This window comes from Bacillus cereus group sp. BcHK124, from assembly GCF_027712065.1.
GTDB lineage: Bacteria > Bacillota > Bacilli > Bacillales > Bacillaceae_G > Bacillus_A > Bacillus_A pacificus.
In genome coordinates this window covers 12,149-31,364 of the sequence record NZ_JAQFPJ010000029.1, presented here as the reverse complement: position 1 = coordinate 31,364, position 19,216 = coordinate 12,149, and the positions used below count along the sequence as shown (strand labels likewise).

Genomic DNA, 19,216 nt, shown 5'->3' with positions numbered 1-19,216 from the left:
GCTCCTTTACTTCGCTAACTGCCCTTTAGAGTATTCATGAATAAATGTAGTTAAACGTTTTAATGTATCTGGATTTACTTCTGGGAATACACCGTGACCTAAGTTAAAGATATAACCCGGCTGCTTCATCCCTTGATCTAAAATACCTTTTACATGTTCTTCAATAACAGACCATGGCGCAAGTAAGAATGAAGGATCCATATTACCTTGTACCGCCTTATGAACGCCGCGTGCACGTGCTTCTTCAATTGGTAAACGCCAGTCTAAACCGACTACATCAAGCGGTAAGTCGTGCCATTCATTTACTAAGTGTGCAGCTCCTACGCCGTGCATAATCATCGGTACACCCATCGTACGAACTTCTGCAAAAATACGCTCCATTGCTGGTTTAATAAATACGCGGTAATCTGCTACATTTACTGTTCCAACCCAAGAATCGAAAATTTGAACTGCTTTTGCTCCTGCGTTAATTTGCGCTTTTAAATATGTAATAACCATATCTGCTAGTTTATCCATTAATGCGAACCAAGCTTTCGGCTCTGCATACATGAACGCTTTCGTATTATGGTAGTTACGAGATGGACCGCCTTCAATCATATAGCTCGCTAACGTAAATGGAGCTCCTGAAAAACCGATTAACGGTACGTCTAACATTTCTGTCGTTAATAAACGAATTGTATCTAATATGTACGGTACGTCATCTTCTGGATTGATTTCCCCTAGTTTTTCTACGTCTTGTAAAGAACGGATTGGATTATCAATAACTGGGCCAATACCTGATTTAATTTCTACATCCACACCAATTGCAGGTAGTGGTGACATAATATCTTTATATAGAATTGCTGCGTCTACGTTATATTGATCAACTGGCAGTTTTGTAACGTAAGCACATAACTCTGGATTATGTGTAATTTCAAATAAAGAATACTTTTCTTTTATCTTTCTATATTCCGGCTGCGAACGACCTGCTTGACGCATATACCATGCTGGTACATAATCAGTACGTTCCCCCCTACATGCTTTTAAAAATGTCTCATTTATAGTTCTTACCAAGACCCTTGCTCCCTTCCTTACCAATGCTTCGAATACGTTCGATATTTATCTTTTTTTACTATACAGCTTGTAAAAACAAAATGCATAATATTATGTACGTTGTTCATTAAATTGACACAAACATTCTTAAAAACGCTTACTATTTTCACAACATTCTTATTATAACACAGAGAAAAACTATGGTTTAGCTACTTTTGACTTTTCTCCTTCGCGTTTCGTTTGTGTGTTATATGGCACAACGTAAAAACTCGGTTTTGAAAAGATGTTAACGAACTTTTCCTCATATTCCCCGGCACCGTTTACAGTACCTACATGCGTATGAATTCCGTTTTCCACTCTATAAATACGGTACATAATTCTTTCATCTGGAAGTGGTGTCCAGCTTAATTTCGCTTTAAATAAACCGAAAGGACTAAATGCTAATTTCATTTTCACATCTTCAATCTTGCGTAGACGAATCGGAGCACCGATTGTTTCCACACCTTCTGGCTTCCTAAATTGCTCTTTCTGTTCTACATTTGCTTTCGTTAAAATTTTCTTAAACAATTTCGTTGCTGACGCACTTTCTCCTTGCAACTGATGCTCTTTATCTATGCGGTCATAGCCAATCCAAACAGCACCTACTAAATTTGGCGTATAGCCAACGAACCACATATCTCTAGCTCCATTATCGTCATTTGGTAAGGACGTTGTACCTGTTTTCCCAGCTAACGCCCCGTTATATACACCGGCTTTCGCTGTCCCTTCCTTTACAACTCCTTCAAGCATTTTCGTCATATACCAAGCCGTTTGTTTCGAGAAAATTTTCGTTTCTACTTTTGGCGATTCTCCAATGACTGCGCCGTGTCTATTTAACACTTTATCAATCACGTGCGGCTCAATAATATCACCATTTGCTAAAAACGCACGGTACATTTTCACAAGATCAAATGGTGAAACCCCGTTTTTTAATCCGCCAAGCGCTGTACTTAAACCAACATCGGCAATATGAACATTTCCTTTCTCTAAATATTGCTTTCCTTCTTCTACCCCTAACTCATTTAATAAAGAAACTGCCGGTACATTTGCTGACTCTAAAATCGCATCGTACATCGTCATTTCTTTTGAATACTCATGATTATAATTTCGAGGTTCATACCCTTCAAAAGAATGTCTTTCATTCTTTAATAAAGAATACGGATTATACTTTTTCGTTTCGAGTGCTGGCGCATAAACGATAAGTGGTTTTAGCACAGAACCGGGCTGTCTTTTTGCAAAAATACGATTGAACCCTCTCGGAACGTACTTTCTTCCGCCAATTGCAGCTTTAATACCGCCCGTACGATTATCCATTAATAAAAAAGCACCTTGCGCCCCCTCTTCTTTCCCAGGGAAATTCCTTACATCTTGAAACTGGTTATATGCTACCTTTTGAATCTTTTCATCCATCGGTACAACAAACGTATATCCTCCGCGAAGTACTTCTTGATGAGACAATCCGTATAAACGTGCTGCTTCATCTATGACCATATCAATATACGGCATATATGCGAGTTCATTTTCATCTAAGTTTTTATATAGAGCAATTGTCTTCCCTTGATAACGTACGCTTTCTTCGGCAGTCAAATAGCCTTGTTTATGCATAAGTGACAATACGAGATCACGGCGCTCTTTACTCTTCTCTGGAGAAAAATAAGGTGAATATCCGTTTGGTGACTTCGGAAGACCTGCAAGCATTGCCCCTTCTTCTACTGTTAAATCTTCTACATTTTTATTAAAATATAACTTTGCTGCAGCTTGAATACCGTAAGCTCCATGGCCAAAATAAATATGATTCATATACATTTCAAGAATTTGTTGCTTCGTATATTTTTGCTCTAATTGAAGGGAAATTGCGACTTCCTTCAACTTACGCGTAAATGTTTTTTCACGAGTTAAAAAGACGTTTTTAGCAAGTTGCTGCGTAATCGTACTACCGCCTTCGACCTTCTCTCCAGCTAACGTGTCTTTATACAGAGCGCGGAATATAGACGGATAATCGATTCCTTGATGCTCATAAAAACGAGAATCTTCCACCGCAACGAACGCCTGCTGCACATATTTCGGAATTTGCTCGATTGGCACCAAGTCTCTATTTTCTACGTATAATTTCGTAATTTCTTTCCCTTTCTGGTCAACGATACGTGATGAAGAGTGGAAAACGAGCTGCTTTTCATCCATCATATAGCCACCAGCTAACACAATTAGTTTATAAAGGACAATCGCTAATAGTAGCGTTGCTAACCCACCTAATAAAGTCCACTTTACTTTCTTCATACATCGGCCTTCTTTCCAAATGATGGTACATTTATTATTTGAAAAAGAGGTATCTTTATGTATATAATCTTCGAAGTTTTTTAAGAGAGTTGATATAATAGAAACAAATAAATAAGGGGGCATTAAAATGAAGGCTATTATTTCATACGAAACACCTCTAGAACAAGCACATTTCACTGCAAAAAATGATGAAAAAAATATGTTTTATAAAGAAAATACAGAAGAATCTGTAGAAGGATCTCTTAAGTATGACGTACTAGACGCTGTTGGAGAATTTAAAGGTCAACCTGGCTATATCGTTTGTAATAATATTTCTGTCACAGACGAAGGCCGCCCTGTATTTGAAAACCGTTTCAAAAACCGCGCAGGCCTTATTGAAAACGAACCAGGATTCCAAGCGATCCGTGTTCTACGCCCATTAAGTAACGATACATATGTCATCTTAACGATGTGGGAAACAGAGCAAAACTTTAAAGACTGGACAGAATCACGTTCATTCGAAAACGCTCATAAAAAACGTCCTGCCCAAGCAGAAGGACAAGCTCCGGCGCATCCACATGCAGAACAGCAAAAGAGTATTTTCTCTCGTCCATCTTTCGTGACTACTTTTGATGTGTTAGTTTAGGGTTTTGGAGTTCGAAGGCCACGGTATGTGAAATTATATCGGCGATTTTCCGAATATATCGGCGCAACTTGAAATATATCAGCGATTTTCCGAATATATCGGCGCAACTTGAAATATATCGGCGATTTTCCGAATATATCGACTTATCGACAAATGACGACATAAAAAAGGAAACACCGTTACACGCCAGTGTTTCCTTTTTCTTTATACCAATTATATATACAAAGCGCGTCTTCTTTTTGCATATGTTTCACTTTGTAAGCGTGCCCCGCTACCGATACGACAGCTGTACATAGCTCGTCTTTCTTTTGAAAATACGATTGACTGTATCCGACTGCTTGAACATGCCTTCTTCGCATGATTCCTGTATATTTCGCGAGTCCTCGGTACACCATGACTAACTGATTGTCTCGTATCATATAACCACTACTTGTATACCGCGCGTATGCAAGTAACGTAAATATAATACATAGTGGTATGAGAGTGAATAACGCGATATTTTGTTTAAAATATATACTCGCACCTATGATTGGCCCAGCGAGTACGGCACTTGTAATCCAGCCCATGATGACGTAACGACGTAATGCTGCTTTTGGTAAATGAACGATTTCCGCTTCCATTTCATACGGCAACTGTAAATATGCGAGTAACTGCTGCACATCTTTTTTCTTCATAAAAGGATGTAACATCACTTCATTTCCTGCCGCTTCTATACTTTGAATGACTTCTACTTCGACAGAGCAATATCCGAAAGGCTGGCGGAGAATGCCTTCTTTCACCGTAATCGCTTGAATACGGTGTAATTTTAAAACAAACTCTTTCTTATCAAATAAACCTTGCACGATGCGAACTTCATTTCCGTTTCGCTCAATTTTAAAGTTCGCATATTTTAATGCATAACCTGCTGTTGAAATGACCCACGAAACTGCCATTAAAATCGCCGCCATAACGATTAATTCATATACACCGTTATCCATCACATACGCTTCTACTTTATTGATAAGCCATTCTGGTAGAAATTGATTAAACTCTGTGTAAAGGATGACTAACATAGAAAACACTAATCCGAATCTACCAGATGTAATAGATGCTGCTAAAATCTCTTTCGTTGTTAACTGATATACCGTCTTACTTCCTTCTTCCGCAGGCCCTTCTTCACTCACAACACTTCTTTCTTTATGTAATAAAGCAATGAGTTCCTTCGCTTCTGCTTCTCTAATACCCGCCAACATCACTTCTGGCTCAGTACCGCCGCCTGCCACTTCAATATTTAATTTCGTCAGTCCGAGCACTTGATAAATGATGTTAGAAGACGTACTAATATTTTGCACACGTTCTTTATTTAAATAACTTTCTTTCTTAACGAACACACCGTGCTTTATATGTAAAATATTACTTTCGACCCAGTACACTTTGAAATACCATTTTATCGCTGAGAAAATTGCCATAATGAATAATATGGCTAAAAGAACGAGATGAAAGAAATACCAAGGTTTTACTTGACCATCTGATTTAAATAAAACAAGGAAAATAAAAGGCAATAAACCCGCAATTCGAATACCTAATAAAATCGTGATCGGATGTTGCCTCTTATACATCCTCATCACTCACTTTCGCAAGTTCTCCAATTTGTCTTTTCAGCTGCTCTGCTTCTTCTTTCGTTAAACCTGGAATACTATGAGAAGTTGCTGCTGTTGAAATATGTAATTCTGCTAAATTGTACTTTCTCATAATCGGGCCCTGTTCAATCGTTACGTGCTGCACACGAATCATCGGAATAAGCACACGTTTTACAACGAACATTCCCTTTTGAATCTCAATCTCTTCTTCATTTAATCTATAACTATAATAGCGCTGACGTAAATTTGGAAATACAAAATAATCGAGCGGAATAAATAGAATAGCTCCTGTGACTAACAAGCCAAACAACCAACCCCACCAATTAAAATTGATCATAAAAAAGAAATACGCAATTACGACTGCTAGTATAACTGCCGCCCCAATTAAAGCATGAATTCGCCACACTTTCAGCATATTAGAATGAATCTCCCTTTCTAACGGCTGCATCTCATCACTCCAATTATATGAATTTATTACTTATATATTAGTTGGTATATACATTTTTGTAAAATTATAGTTTTTTACATCGTATCGAGAACTTCTTTAAAATTCCCTTCATTAATGGAATACACTTGAAACTGAATGTAATCTATCTCATTCGTATCTGGCTTAGCAAATGGCAAAATGTTAAATCTAGAAGCCGATCTTCCTAGCATATCTACAATCATAAGAGAAACGTCAATATACTCGAAGTCTACACAGAATATGACTGCTTCTCCCGTACATTCATACTCTTTAATCGCATCATAAGACTTATTAGCACTAATTAACATCACTTTTAATAGTTGGTTCAAATTTTCTGGTTTAAAATTAATCATATACGTGGCTCCTTTTTCAACAAAACACTACAAAAATAGTGTAATCTTATACTTTCATAGCTTCACACATCAATTATATTAAAAATAAAGCTAGTTTTTTATAAATTTTTTGATATAATTACATACGGGAAACGGGAAGAATTTTGTCTTCCCTTGTGTTTTTATTTGCATCTAGTACTTTTGCTAGATGCTTTTTTTATGCTAAAAAGGTATCCTCAAACACTTTGAGGATACCTTTCCATTAATTTAGTGCACTTCAACAATTGTACCATCTTCAAATACTTTAAATACGCCAGTAAATCCTGATCCAGCTGCGCCTTCTATTTTATATGTCGTACGCACTCTAATTTGATAATATTTCTTTCCATTCTCTACTTGCGTATTTTCTAGCGTATAATCATAGTCTTCTTTATATTCATTTTTAATATATTCTTTCGCTTTCTCAAAAGTAAATGCATCTTGAGTCTTTCCTGTCTCTACCTTTTGGTTCTTCTCTGTCGTTACCTCCTGGTTCTTTTCTGTCTCTACTTTTTGAGACTTCTCTGTTGTTACCTTTTGATTCGTTGCTACATTCGTTTTTTCTGCCTTCGCTACTGTTGCATTCTTTTCTGCTTCACCAATTTTAGTAATTAATCCTGAAGCCTTTTTATTATATTCTTCAAGATTTTTGTTATCTTTTGTTTCTGAAACTAGCTTATTTAATATATCTTTCGCTTCTGCGTAATTTTTCTTATTTATTAACTCTTCGCTTTTCACCAGTTGCTCGCTATACTTCTTTTTTTGCTCTAAAATGGCTAGTAATGCTGTTCGTTCTTCCTTTGCCTGCTTTATAAGCGCATTATTTCCATTCTTCGTGTTCTCTACTTTTTCAAATAATTGAATGGATTCTTCTATCTTTGTCTCTTCTTTTAATTTCACCGCTTCTATCATGATTTTCGTTTGTTCTACAAGCACTATTGCATCTGAATCGTCTTTTTTCTCATCCAGCGCTCGTTCAAATGATGATAAGGCATTTTTATATTCTTTATTCGTTAACGCAGTCTTTCCTGCATCCATTTCTTTTTCAAAATCTCCATTACTGCATCCTGCTAACATTAAACATGTAATTCCAATTACCGTTAATAACTTCCTCATTGTTTCTCCCCCTATGTATTCCTAAAACAATAACGTCATATGTATAAAAGCCTGCGTAGTAATTAGACTGAAAGTAAATATGTACTACATTGTGTGTGGGAAAGGAAGTACATTTCATTTACTATCATTAGTTAAAACTCCTAAATAGTTGGTAGTTGGTTTTCTTCTTTTAAGACAGAAAGGAATTTTAATAATGTGCGTAAAGCTCTCATCAGGTTCTTTACTACACACGCTCTTATACACACAGAAAAATTATTTTTAGTTTGGTAGTTTTTCTATGTGTATATTCTCGGATAATCCGTAACATACCGAAAAACAACAGAAAACAAACCGTAACAAAAGTTACACCTTGTAACTTATTTGTAACACAAATGTAACATAAGATTTTAAAACACACAATAGTTTTTTTACATTATTCCCCCCCCCCGCTTTCTATATTTTAAAGCGTTAATCAGGTTCCCCCTTAGTGTAATAAGCATTTTTTTATAACAATCACGCCCCCCAAAAAAGCGGTAATTTACATTTCTAAGTGAACAGGTACAAAATGATTACTTTCGAATATTATAAACTTCTTAATGTGAAGGATATGAAAATGAAAAAACACGCTATTCTTTCCTATGAGCCTACAGGAAGAAAGAATAACGTATTTTTCAAAAATGAGTTCTTTTATACAAACGCTTTAGTTCTATATCACAATTAAAAGGGCAATCAACGCTAATATAGCTGGAAGCCCTTGTTTCACAATAATTGATTTATTAGATGTGAAACCGCCGAACAGAGCTGCTACTACCACACACATTACAAAAAATAATTGAACCATATAACCAATTGAATTGAAACCAAGTATAAGTCCCCAAATGAGACCAACGGCTAAAAATCCATTATATAAACCTTGGTTTGCAAACATAATGGCTACGTTTCGATCTCCTTCTAAATGCTCAGGTAATTTAAAAGCACGTTTTGCCACTTTTGAATTCATAAAAAACATTTCGAGGATCATGATAAATAAATGTTCTAATGCTACGATCCCGACTAAAATAGCTGCGATTATTTCCACAGTATTGTGCCCCCTCTATCTTCGCTTTAATCTTATAGCTTATATAAAAATCCGACATCGTCTGAATAACACGTTTTCAAAAATTCCTCCTTCTTACTTATTAAAACATTAATTGACATATCAATATTTGATATATCAATTAATGTACAACTCCCCTTTTAGTTTTGCAAGTTTTTTTGCTCAATTCGTTTTATCCCACTTTAATGGGCAGTAAGACCACCATCTCAAAATTCAGCGAGAGCAAAGAATTTAAGTGGGGATCAACTGCCCATTAAAGTCCGATTAGTTCAACTAATAATCAGTGGGGATGAAGAAAACCCAAACTGATTAAAGTTTCACTTTATTTTGTTCCATCATCTTTAAATCAATTCAAATCCTATGTTAGCTCCCTAGAAACTATACTGTTTTTTAATAACTCTATAAAAGGAATCAGCTATATCGTCAAAATACATTATTCATTATTTTCACATAAAAAACAGCCCGCCTTCCGCAAAAGACGAGCCATTCCATTTAATTTTCACTTATTCTCTTCTTATACCAATCCTGCATTCTCTCCGCATCCTCTACTCTCGTATGCTCTAATTTATAACTTGATGATGCACTGGAAAACTTATACGTACATAAATCCGCGCGGCGCTGGAAATAGGATTGTGTCTTCTCCATTGATTGGACGTGTCTTCTTCTGACAAGTCCGGTATATTTTCCGACGCTACGATATACAAGCGTAATTTGCTCTCCATTTACACTGTAACCATTTGTTTTAAATGTTGCGTATCCAAGTGTAAAGATGAGAATCGCGAGCGGAATGAGTGCCCACATAATGAAGTGCTTTTCAAAGTATATACTTATTCCAATAAGCGGGATAGCTAGCATTGCGAAGAAGATGAAGCTATCAATGAGATAGCGGCGTAATGCTGCTTTTGGTAATGAAATAATATTTGTATTCAGTTCGTATGGTAGTTGTAAATGCGCGAGTAACTGTTGTACTCGATCTTTTCGAATGATTGGATGGAGTGTAACTTTCTCCTCTTTCCCCTCACTTTGAATGACTTCTACTTGCACAGCACAATAGCCGAACATTTGACGGAAAATGCCTTCTTTTATCGTAATCCCTTGAATACGATGTAACTTTAGGACGAGTTCTTTTTTCTCAAGTAATCCTTGTGAAATGCGGACTTCGTCATTTCTTCGATTTACTGTGAAATCCCCATGTTTTAGCGCATACCCGATTGTAGATATAATCCACGAAAGGGCAAGCAAAATAGCTACCATGAAAATCCAGCCATATATATCATGTTTCATTACATACGACTTTACGCTATTCTCTATCCATTTCGGAATATACTCATCTACTTGGTGATACACGAAAAAGATTAACGAGAATAATAGCCCAAACTGACCCGATGTCACAGAGGCTAATAAAATTTCCTTCCAAGTCAATTTATATTCTGTCGTTTGTTTTTCTTCTGTAATGATTTCTTTTTCTACTGTATTTTCTATTGCTTCGTCTACCGTTTCTTCTGCTTTCACTTCTGGAGTTGGCTCATTGAGTAAGGAAATAAGCTCCTTCGCCTCATCTTCCTTAATTCCAGCTAAGCTTACTTCTGCATCATCGCCTCCGCCAGCTGTTTCGATTTGAATTTTCTTTAAGCCAAGCATTTGATATATCACGTTAGAACTTGTATTAATCGTTTGCACACGTTCTTTATTTAAGTAGCTCTCTTTCTTCACAAAGAGACCTTGTTTCACATGTAATACGTTATTTTCAACCCAATACGTTGTGTAATACCATTTTTCAAACGCTGAAAAAACGGTGAGTAAACCGAATGCAGCGGGAATTAAATACCAAAACGGAAATTTTCCGTTTAAGCTAAACATGAAAATAATGAGTGGGATAAAGTCTGTTATTTTTAATTCTAATAACATCGTGATTGGATGCTGCCTCTTATACATCCTCATCACTCACTTTCGCTAATTCTGCAATTTTCGTTTTCAACATTTCTGCTTCATACATCGTTAAGCCTGGGATGCTGTGAGAAGTTGCTGCTGTTGAAATGTGCAATTCTGCTAAGCCATATTTTCTCATAATCGGCCCTTGTTCAATCGTAACGTGCTGTACACGAATCATCGGTACTAAGACGCGCTTTACGACGAAAAGGCCGTGCTGAATTTCAAGTTCTTCTTCATTTAGTTGGTAGCTGTAATAACGCTGACGTAGTTTTGGGAATACGAAGTACTCCAATGGTGCTAACGCAACTGTTAACCCGATTAACACGTACAAAATCCACGCCCACCAATCAAACTTTATCATGAGGAAAAGGTAAGCTAAAATGACAAGAATACCGATCCCTTCTTCTATTACAGCCCGAACTTTCCACACCTTGACCATGTCAGGGTGAATTTCATTTTTCAATGGCTCCATGTAACCACTCCAAATCTAGTAATCTAATATATGAATAGTCTCAATCTATATTTTACGTAACCTTACAGAAAATTGAAATTTAATCTTCTTTCTTCTCAGGAATAAAATATCCGAACCAAAGTAGCCAAATGAAACCGATTAACTTCATCCAATTTCCATCCGCTTGAAAAGCTTCTATCATGCCTGGAATTTTATACACCCCAATAAACCCAAGAAAACCGAGCCACCAGTTTTTTTGCATTTTCATCTTTACTCCTCCTTCATGACGTTTTTCACATTCCGAATCCAAATTTCTTTATACTTTAACTGGAATCCCATGAGCATGTAGTTGCTCATATTATCAATTACAAGTGCTAGCGTATGAGCGTTTTCTTCCATTGCATCTTGTGACACAACGCCCAGTCCTGCGCCTTTCTTCAATAATTCGTGGAAACCATTTAAAAACTCTTCTTGTATTTCAAATAAGCGTTTCTGATACTTTTCATTTCGCGCCGCAGTTACGATAAATTCATTTATAACGCGCAGTATTCCTTCTTGTCCTTCATACTCAGAGAGCATATGTAAACCATCTGTGATTAACTTTTCTGCAAAATTTTCTTTCGTATATTGCTCTTTATCAAAATAACTCACGAAATGATAACCAGAAAAAATTTCTTCAAATAAAAAATCAACTAACGCTTCTTTAGAAGAGAAATGATAATAAATAGCCGGTTTTGAAATACCTACCTCTTTCGCAATCATGGAAAGACTCATCTTCTCAATGCCGTGCTCTGCCATGAGTTTAAATGACGCCTCTACAATGTTTTGCGATGTTTGTAAATTCTTTGTCATACTGTACCTCACTTATTTTTACTTACCGGTCGGTAAGTAAATTATAAAATGAAACAAAATGATTTTCAAGTTAGTTAGCGCTTCAGGAGGTATTTATTGGAAAATGTAGAAATTTATAAAGTAAAAGCAACATATAACAATAAGGAGGATATCATATGGGACTTGGTGGTAAAGGCGGTAGTGGTGGCACTGGCGGCGGTGAAGCTGGACAAGCTGGTAAGAACGGATTTTCATTCATCATTGTACTTTTTATCGTATTGATTATAGTTGGAGTTAGCTATATCGGACTTAGCTTCTAAGAAAAGGCGCCCTACATTACACATGTAGGACGCCTTCCTTTTAATCCTTATTCAATAATCGCATACGATAACAATTCATCGTTACTTCTCCAAGTCTTTGCAATAATTGATAGTTCGCATATGCGCCGACCGGGGCACCGATTATTGGTACGAGCTGAAGCATTTTTGCTAAATCGATATAGTCTCGGTACTCTGTTTGGAACTTTTCCCAGTCCATATGATTTTCTTCTTCTGTATCCCACGTTTCGATTGCTTTCCATATTTCTTTTCGGTGGTCGTCACTTGAAAAGGCAAGCTGGAAAACATGAAGGATAAAAAGGCGCTCTTCTTTGTCGCTCGTATCAAATCCGTACAATGTTGCTGCATCGAATAAAAATTTAATTTTAATACCGAGTAGAAGCGGAAAGTCAGCAAGGCCAAGGAGAATACCGCCTGCTCCCGTCCCTGCTCCTTCTGCCGCTGCTATTTTTTTGTACTCATCCATTTTTTTACGTACTTCGTCGTCTCGTCTTTGCAATGACCAGTTCGTCTCTTTTAATTTCGGCTTTATAAAGTTTGATCCGGCGCTAATCGTTTGTACCATCATCCGAATCGTTTCTGTTAATACTTTTTGTACTTTCGCCGGAATAAGCTGTTGTACTTTCGTCTGCACTTTCTTTGAGAACCGTGTCATCATAGAAGAATCTTTCATGAATGTAGCTTTCCACTGCTCCAGTTCTTTTATAACCTTTTCTTCATATGTAATCATAGGTTCATTCCCTTCAATTTAAACGCTCAATACGTTTTGCCCCGTATTGATAAACGAAGCCGATACTAAATACTATGCTTACGACTAATAAAATTCCCGTCATCATGAAATCTTTCGTCGCAAGTACAAATATGATTGTAAAGATAATACTACCTGTAATAAGGATCGCATTTAATAAAGTAAGGAAATCTTTCTTCTTCTCTTCTCCGCCTACTGGGTACAAATCAAGCCAAATTTTCATGCGGTGATGTTTCCATAAAGTTAATAGCTGATAACCGATTAAGTATAGGAAGATAAGGCTTACGATAAATCGTCCATATAAAAACGGAATGAAGTAAAGAATAACTCCGCCAAGAACGAGCAGGCGTACATATAAGCCGAAATAGTTACCAGATCTTAAGAAAGTTCTCGTATATAAGTATAAATATGTACGCTTTTCGCCGATCATTGAAAGACTAAAATCAAGCCATTTTCTACGTGCTACTCTCTCTTTTAATGCTGGTACATCAACGAACATATTCGCGATGCGGTACAACAACATCATCTTCTTACCTTCTTCAGAAATTAAATACTCCCAGTTTAGTGGTTTTCCCTTCACCATTTGATACATAATTGCAAGGTATAACACCATGAGAAGGACGATTCCGGCAATAAAGATAACGGAAGTACGTTCTACAAGGAAATACACAAATAAGGCGTTTAAAATAAATCGAATGAACCAATCGGCTCTTTGTATATTTTGGTCTGTTAAAAATGATTTTTCCCACGCTACAAATAAATTCCACACTTTTACAATGACAAATGCGATTACAATCCATATGTAAGTCGCTCCTGTTTGCTCCATTTGCTGGAAGTATAACGGGGCAAGCGCTGCCGCTACAATTGCGATTATGTACAACTGAATCATAAACGTAAAAAGAAACGCCTTTGTAAAATATGGTTTTAATTTTTGTTCAACTGGCAGTAAGTAAACGAGATCCGCTTCTTTTAATAACGTTTGAATAGATCCGGCCGTTAATACGAGTCCAAGTAACACTGCCATAACGAGCGCAGTCGGAAACGAAGGTGTTAACGTTTGTAACCATTGCTGGTAATAATACGCTCCTGCGCCGATGATGAATACGAAAATAAATTTTAAATGATCATTAAATACGTATTTACTATATGTACGAACTTCTTGTAGAAAGTGACGAAATCGTTCTTTCCATAACGCTGTGCTATTCATAATCTTCTTCCTTCGTTAATGCAATATAAATATCATCTAACGTTGCACCTGGCATATGAAACTGTGATTGCAGCTCAGATAACGTTCCCTTCGCTCTTACTTCGCCTTGATGCAGAATAATGAATGAATCACAATAACGCTCTGCTGTCGCTAAAATATGTGTACTCATTAAAATACCCGCACCGCTCTTTTTCATTTGATCCATCATTTGAAGGAGTGATTGAATCGCTAACGGATCAAGCCCAACGAACGGTTCGTCCACAATATAAAGAGATGGCTCCACTAAAAATGCACTCATAATCATTACTTTTTGTTTCATCCCTTTTGAGAAATGAGACGGAAACCATTTCAAACGATTTTTCATACGAAATTCTTGTAATAATTGTCCTACACGTTCTTCATATTGTTTTTCATCTACACCGTACGCCATCGCTGTTAACTTCAAATGTTCTTCTAGCGTTAGCTCATCATATAATACTGGTGTTTCTGGGATGAACGAAAAACTAGAACGGTACGCTGTCATATCATCACGAATTGTTTTCCCATTAATTGTGACAGTTCCTTTTTTCGGTTCCATTAAACCGATAATATGTTTAATCGTCGTACTTTTACCCGCTCCATTTAAACCGATTAAGCCGACAAGTTCGCCTTTATTCACAGAGAACGAAACATCTTTTAATACAGGTCGTTTCGTATATCCTCCTGTAACATTTTCTACACGCAATAACTCGCTCATACGACACCACTTTCTTCATTTATATTCGTTCTATATTTATCTTACCAAAAATTACGCTGTACTACATAGTATCGATGCGTTCAAAAAAAATTTAAATTTGTTCGCATATATTATTACGAAAGCGGACATCATAATTATTGAAGAAGGAACACATTGAAAAAGCGACCACCTATTGATGAGTACAACAACATAGTGAAGTCATCATGAAATGGGGTGTCCATGTTGGACAAAGAAATTTACACATAACCAGATCATTTGTTTCATTTTCGAAACGGGGTGTCTCTGAAAGAGCATATACTGTTTTAAAAAATAAACAATTTCATTTTATAAAAGATTGCAATTCATTTCACTTGAAAATGGGGTGTCTACGGCAGAAACTTTAGCCGATTTACCGTGCATTTCTTAAATAAATGAGGTGTCTGCGAAACGTAAATTACGATAATGCTTTTTCAATCCCTCTTCAGAAAACAGGAAGCTGAGTCAGCTTCCTGTTTTTCGTGTTTGTTCTCTTATGTAATTATGGTAAAATACGGCTAAGGATATTTGAAAGGATGAGATCAATGAATCATACAGCGGACAATTGTATTTTTTGTAAAATTATTGACGGGCAAATCCCTTGCTCAAAAGTATACGAAGATGAACATGTGCTTGCATTTTTAGATATTAGTCAAGTAACAAAAGGACATACTCTTGTTATTCCAAAAGTTCACAAACAAGACATTTTTGCGTTAACGCCAGAAATCGCATCACACATTTTTTCTGTCGTTCCGAAAATCGCAAATGCGATTAAAGCAGAGTTTAATCCAGTTGGCTTTAACCTACTTAACAACAACGGTGAAAAAGCTGGACAAACTGTGTTCCACTTCCACCTTCATTTAATTCCACGCTACGGTGAAAACGATGGTTTCGGTGCTGTTTGGAAATCACATCAGAATGAATACACTATGGAAAATTTACAAAACATCGCAAGTACAATTGCAAATAGCGTGAAATAGTGACACTATAATAAGTAGTCATACATAACAAGCCACTTTCCTAAAGTGATTAAATATGGCACGGCTTGTTTCTCCACTTAAGATGCCAGGGACTGCACACTTTCCTTTCCCTCTTCTTAAAGATATGCATATTTTTTCACATCATGAATACGAACAAAAAATAAGGAGGTCTCCTTTTATGTCAAAAGCTAAATCCTTTATTACAGGTGTCATTTGCGGCGGAGCAGTTGCTGGACTAGCTGTTCTTTTCTCAACTCCTTCTTCTGGCAAAGACATGCGCGGTAAGTTAAAAGAAAAAGGAAATGATATTAAAAAGACTTTAGCTGATATTACAGCTGATACAAAATTATTAAAACGTCAAATCGTTGAAACTGCTTCAGAAGGTAAAGAAGTGTTCCAAGAATTAAAAGACGACATGCACGATACACTTTCTAACTGGAAGCAAGATATTTCTCAAAACAAACGACATATTGAGCAAGAGATTTTGGACATTCAAAAATCAATTGAGAAACTACAAGAAGCTGTTCCGGAAAAAGCGTAAACAAATTCCTGCTTAGTTTTTTGCATATAACAAATATTTTTTATATAAATTGACCTTAACACGGCATATCACATAGATATGCCGTGTTTTTATGCATTTACAATATATGTTATCACTTAACATGTATGGACAACACATGTATTCACGACTCATAAACCGCTTCCATAGTTATGCATGATTTGTATAGAATGTCATTTTTTTAAAAAATTTTCACAATTCTCACAAAAAGACTTTATTAATTTTTATTTTACTGGCATAATAGATAGTAATGAAAAAGAATGTTAAAGTGGGTGAGTATATGAAAAGTGGAGAAAAAGATTACTCGGTAAAAGAAGCGATGATTTTCAGCCAACGCATTGCTCAATTATCGAAAGCGTTATGGAAATGTGTAGAGAAAGATTGGCAGATGTGGATTAAACCTTATGATTTAAACATTAATGAGCATCATATTTTAACAATCGCTTATCATTTAAAAGGGGCTTCTATTTCTGAGATTGCTAAGTTTGGAGTTATGCACGTATCAACTGCGTTTAACTTCTCGAAAAAGCTTGAGGAACGCGGCTATCTTGTATTCTCGAAAAAAGAAGATGATAAACGAAATACGTACATTGAAATTACAGACAAAGGGGAAGAATTACTACTTCGCTTAATGGAGGAGTATGACCCTGAAAATAATTCAGTGTTTAATGGGGCTCTTGCACTTCGTAATTTTTATGGGAAGTTCCCAGAAAATATCGAACTGATTGCTATCTTGCGTAACATTTACGGACAAGACTTCATCGATATTTTTGAGAAATCATTAGAAGATATTGAAGAGAACTTTACAGAATCCGATCAGAAGTTAGTTAAGAAGTAATCTATTTACTTTTTCGCAATCATGCTTAAGAATTCATTCATAAGCGGTTTGAATAAACCTTGTTTTGCTAGCGCTTCCGCAGTTTCGTGTACTTCGAGCTGATGTGGAAGCGCTTTTTCAAATTGATCTAATAGCGCATCGAACAAAAGAAGTCCTTCTGCTTTCTCCACTACATATTGTTCGTTCAGCTTTTCACAAAGATGTAGTATACGTTCAACATCTTTTTTACGAGCTTTTTTCTTTATGATCAAAGAATAAAATGGACACTTTTCTTCATCAATCATTTTAAATAGTAGGTCTACGTAGTATTCAGCTTGTTCTAATCTTCTAACAACGTCCATTTTCTCCCTCACTTTCTAACACAAAGTCTTCTATTTCTGAATTTTATAACACGAACAAAATATCGTATGATACAATATATAAAGTATATGTATTTTAGCCAAAAGGAGGTCTCGCCTCATGACACTTATAACAGTTGTTTTTGTCGCATTCGCACTTCTTGTTATATTTTACACGAATTTCATGACACATACACTGTGTGAACGAAAACAAATATCTGCGAGCCGCCAACCCGGTGTCTTTCGGGTTATTAATGTATGTATAACAATTTTATTAATTTCTAGTTATATAGAAATTATATTTCATGGAAAGTGAGGAAGGAAAGCCCCTTCCTCACTTTTTTCCTCTATAAGCAAATTATACCTACTATAACCAATAAAATAAACAGTACAAGTAATAAAATAAGTTGAGAATTCATCCCCATCCCCTCCTCTATTCTGTATATGCGGCATACGCCCAATATGGTACACCTTCAAAATCTGACACGTACTGGTTAATTTTTCTTTATCAATATGAAAACACGTCGAAATATGATATATTAAATTTTGTACATATTGCTTATACTATGAAATACATGACACGCATCTTAACTTTATCCTAAAGCCTCGGTAAGCCCTGTTAAGCGCGCTTTACCAACAAAAAAAGCAAAAGTATCAGTGAGACTTAATCGGGCTCTGATGAACTAAAATTCATTGGTATAGGATAAATTAAAAATACATAATAGTAGGAGTGTTTATCGAATGAAGAAAGCTATGCTTGCCTTAGCCGCAACAAGTGTAATCGCATTATCAGCATGTGGAACATCATCATCAGACAAAATCGTTACATCTAAAGCTGGTGACATTACAAAAGAAGAGTTCTACGAACAAATGAAAAATTCACAGACTGGTAAACAAGTTCTAAATGGTATGGTTATGGAAAAAGTACTTATTAAAAACTACAAAGTTGAAGACAAAGATGTAGATAAAAAGTACGATGAAATGAAAAAACAATACGGTGATCAATTCGATACACTATTAAAACAACAAGGTATTAAAGAAGAAACTTTAAAAAATAGTGTACGTGCTCAGTTAGCGCAAGAAAAAGCGATTGAAAAAGCAATCACTGATAAAGACTTAAAAGCAAAATACGAGGACTACAAGCAAGAAATTAAAGCTAGCCATATTCTTGTAAAAGACGAAGAGACTGCTAAAAAAGTGAAAGAAGAACTTGCACAAGGTAAATCTTTTGAAGAATTAGCGAAAAAGTACTCTCAAGATCCAGGTTCAAAAGAAAAAGGTGGCGACTTAGGATTCTTCGGACCAAATAAAATGGTAAAAGAATTCGATGAAGCTGCTCGTAAGTTGAAAAAAGATGAAGTAAGTGAACCAGTAAAAACAGAACACGGTTACCATATCATTAAAGTAACTGATACTCACGCTGACAAAACTTTCGATCAAGCAAAAGCTGACCTCAAAAAAGAAGTAGTTCAAGAAAAAGTTCAAGATGCTCAATTCATGAACGATCTTATGATGAAAGAAATCAAAAAAGCTGACGTAAAAGTTGACGATAAAGATTTAAAAGATCTTTTCGAAGAGCCAAAAGCTGACGCTAAAAAAGACGAAAAGAAATAATGAAATAAA

At 36.0% G+C, this 19,216-nt stretch carries 22 protein-coding genes; 7 read left to right on the top strand and 15 right to left on the bottom strand.

What is annotated here, in order from left to right; translation table 11 throughout:
* Window positions 1-6: 6 nt before the first annotated feature.
* Together hemE and PDK19_RS25065 are read right to left on the bottom strand one after the other, a co-directional pair.
* Window positions 7-1,053, bottom strand: a complete 1,047-nt coding sequence (gene hemE, locus PDK19_RS25070) for a uroporphyrinogen decarboxylase (RefSeq protein ID WP_000252614.1) — start codon at window positions 1,051-1,053, stop codon at window positions 7-9.
* A gap of 177 nt (window positions 1,054-1,230) precedes the next feature.
* Window positions 1,231-3,348 carry a transglycosylase domain-containing protein gene (locus PDK19_RS25065; RefSeq protein WP_000756251.1) on the bottom strand — a complete coding sequence of 706 codons (2,118 nt, stop codon included), beginning with the start codon at window positions 3,346-3,348 and terminating at the stop codon, window positions 1,231-1,233.
* A gap of 127 nt (window positions 3,349-3,475) precedes the next feature.
* On the opposite strand from PDK19_RS25065, the gene hmoB reads away from it, so the two are divergent.
* Window positions 3,476-3,973: a heme-degrading monooxygenase HmoB gene (hmoB, locus tag PDK19_RS25060; RefSeq protein WP_000644055.1), complete on the top strand. Its 498-nt coding sequence runs from the start codon at window positions 3,476-3,478 to the stop codon at window positions 3,971-3,973.
* Window positions 3,974-4,152: 179 nt separating this feature from the next.
* Here hmoB and PDK19_RS25055 read toward each other — a convergent pair whose 3' ends face one another.
* The 9 genes from PDK19_RS25055 to PDK19_RS25015 form a co-directional block, all read right to left on the bottom strand.
* Window positions 4,153-5,571, bottom strand: a complete 1,419-nt coding sequence (locus tag PDK19_RS25055) for a PH domain-containing protein (protein WP_049111518.1) — start codon at window positions 5,569-5,571, stop codon at window positions 4,153-4,155.
* Window positions 5,564-6,040: a PH domain-containing protein gene (locus tag PDK19_RS25050; protein ID WP_001182705.1), complete on the bottom strand. Its 477-nt coding sequence runs from the start codon at window positions 6,038-6,040 to the stop codon at window positions 5,564-5,566. The genes PDK19_RS25055 and PDK19_RS25050 overlap by 8 nt, the downstream gene beginning before the upstream one ends.
* Window positions 6,041-6,114: 74 nt before the next feature.
* On the bottom strand, window positions 6,115-6,411 hold the full coding sequence (locus PDK19_RS25045) for a hypothetical protein (protein ID WP_049111520.1): 297 nt from the start codon (window positions 6,409-6,411) through the stop codon (window positions 6,115-6,117).
* 246 nt (window positions 6,412-6,657) lie between these two features.
* Window positions 6,658-7,545 (bottom strand): hypothetical protein, encoded by an 888-nt coding sequence (locus tag PDK19_RS25040; protein ID WP_049111522.1) that lies wholly within the window; start codon window positions 7,543-7,545, stop codon window positions 6,658-6,660.
* Between the two features lie 685 nt (window positions 7,546-8,230).
* Complete coding sequence (locus PDK19_RS25035) at window positions 8,231-8,602, bottom strand: DUF1304 domain-containing protein (protein ID WP_000402488.1); 372 nt, start codon at window positions 8,600-8,602, stop codon at window positions 8,231-8,233.
* A gap of 510 nt (window positions 8,603-9,112) precedes the next feature.
* On the bottom strand, window positions 9,113-10,555 hold the full coding sequence (locus tag PDK19_RS25030) for a PH domain-containing protein (protein WP_049111524.1): 1,443 nt from the start codon (window positions 10,553-10,555) through the stop codon (window positions 9,113-9,115).
* Complete coding sequence (locus PDK19_RS25025) at window positions 10,548-11,024, bottom strand: PH domain-containing protein (RefSeq protein WP_016716716.1); 477 nt, start codon at window positions 11,022-11,024, stop codon at window positions 10,548-10,550. The genes PDK19_RS25030 and PDK19_RS25025 overlap by 8 nt, the downstream gene beginning before the upstream one ends.
* 79 nt (window positions 11,025-11,103) lie before the next feature.
* Window positions 11,104-11,271 carry a hypothetical protein gene (locus tag PDK19_RS25020; protein WP_000783813.1) on the bottom strand — a complete coding sequence of 56 codons (168 nt, stop codon included), beginning with the start codon at window positions 11,269-11,271 and terminating at the stop codon, window positions 11,104-11,106.
* Between the two features lie 2 nt (window positions 11,272-11,273).
* Entirely contained in the window at window positions 11,274-11,855 is a 582-nt protein-coding gene (locus PDK19_RS25015) for a TetR/AcrR family transcriptional regulator (protein WP_000164855.1), read from the bottom strand.
* Between the two features lie 155 nt (window positions 11,856-12,010).
* Between PDK19_RS25015 and PDK19_RS25010 the strand changes: the two genes are divergently transcribed.
* Window positions 12,011-12,154 (top strand): YjcZ family sporulation protein, encoded by a 144-nt coding sequence (locus PDK19_RS25010; RefSeq protein ID WP_000522750.1) that lies wholly within the window; start codon window positions 12,011-12,013, stop codon window positions 12,152-12,154.
* Between the two features lie 40 nt (window positions 12,155-12,194).
* Here PDK19_RS25010 and ecsC read toward each other — a convergent pair whose 3' ends face one another.
* From ecsC to ecsA, 3 genes are read right to left on the bottom strand one after another with little or no spacing between them, the layout of a single operon-like run.
* Window positions 12,195-12,902: an ecs operon protein EcsC gene (ecsC, locus tag PDK19_RS25005; RefSeq protein ID WP_000634125.1), complete on the bottom strand. Its 708-nt coding sequence runs from the start codon at window positions 12,900-12,902 to the stop codon at window positions 12,195-12,197.
* 13 nt (window positions 12,903-12,915) lie between these two features.
* Window positions 12,916-14,127: an ABC transporter permease EcsB gene (gene ecsB / locus PDK19_RS25000; protein WP_270708165.1), complete on the bottom strand. Its 1,212-nt coding sequence runs from the start codon at window positions 14,125-14,127 to the stop codon at window positions 12,916-12,918.
* Window positions 14,120-14,863, bottom strand: coding sequence for an ABC transporter ATP-binding protein EcsA (ecsA, locus tag PDK19_RS24995; RefSeq protein WP_001292602.1), 744 nt, complete (start codon window positions 14,861-14,863; stop codon window positions 14,120-14,122). The genes ecsB and ecsA overlap by 8 nt, the downstream gene beginning before the upstream one ends.
* Before the next feature lie 560 nt (window positions 14,864-15,423).
* Here ecsA and PDK19_RS24990 point away from each other — a divergent pair.
* The 3 genes from PDK19_RS24990 to PDK19_RS24980 all read left to right on the top strand — a co-directional run bounded on the left by PDK19_RS24990 (window position 15,424) and on the right by PDK19_RS24980 (window position 17,255).
* A complete protein-coding gene (locus PDK19_RS24990) occupies window positions 15,424-15,858 on the top strand; it encodes an HIT family protein (RefSeq protein WP_001016840.1) in 435 nt (144 codons plus the stop codon).
* Window positions 15,859-16,036: 178 nt separating this feature from the next.
* Window positions 16,037-16,399 carry a YtxH domain-containing protein gene (locus PDK19_RS24985; protein WP_000030301.1) on the top strand — a complete coding sequence of 121 codons (363 nt, stop codon included), beginning with the start codon at window positions 16,037-16,039 and terminating at the stop codon, window positions 16,397-16,399.
* A gap of 298 nt (window positions 16,400-16,697) precedes the next feature.
* On the top strand, window positions 16,698-17,255 hold the full coding sequence (locus PDK19_RS24980) for an HTH-type transcriptional regulator Hpr (protein WP_000834918.1): 558 nt from the start codon (window positions 16,698-16,700) through the stop codon (window positions 17,253-17,255).
* Between the two features lie 5 nt (window positions 17,256-17,260).
* On the opposite strand, the gene PDK19_RS24975 is transcribed toward PDK19_RS24980, so the two are convergent.
* Entirely contained in the window at window positions 17,261-17,596 is a 336-nt protein-coding gene (locus tag PDK19_RS24975; RefSeq protein WP_262725899.1) for a YhaI family protein, read from the bottom strand.
* A gap of 118 nt (window positions 17,597-17,714) precedes the next feature.
* On the opposite strand from PDK19_RS24975, the gene PDK19_RS24970 reads away from it, so the two are divergent.
* Window positions 17,715-17,909, top strand: coding sequence for a hypothetical protein (locus PDK19_RS24970; protein ID WP_000172692.1), 195 nt, complete (start codon window positions 17,715-17,717; stop codon window positions 17,907-17,909).
* Between the two features lie 425 nt (window positions 17,910-18,334).
* Entirely contained in the window at window positions 18,335-19,207 is an 873-nt protein-coding gene (gene prsA / locus PDK19_RS24965; RefSeq protein ID WP_270708164.1) for a peptidylprolyl isomerase PrsA, read from the top strand.
* The last annotated feature ends 9 nt before the right edge of the window (window positions 19,208-19,216 follow it).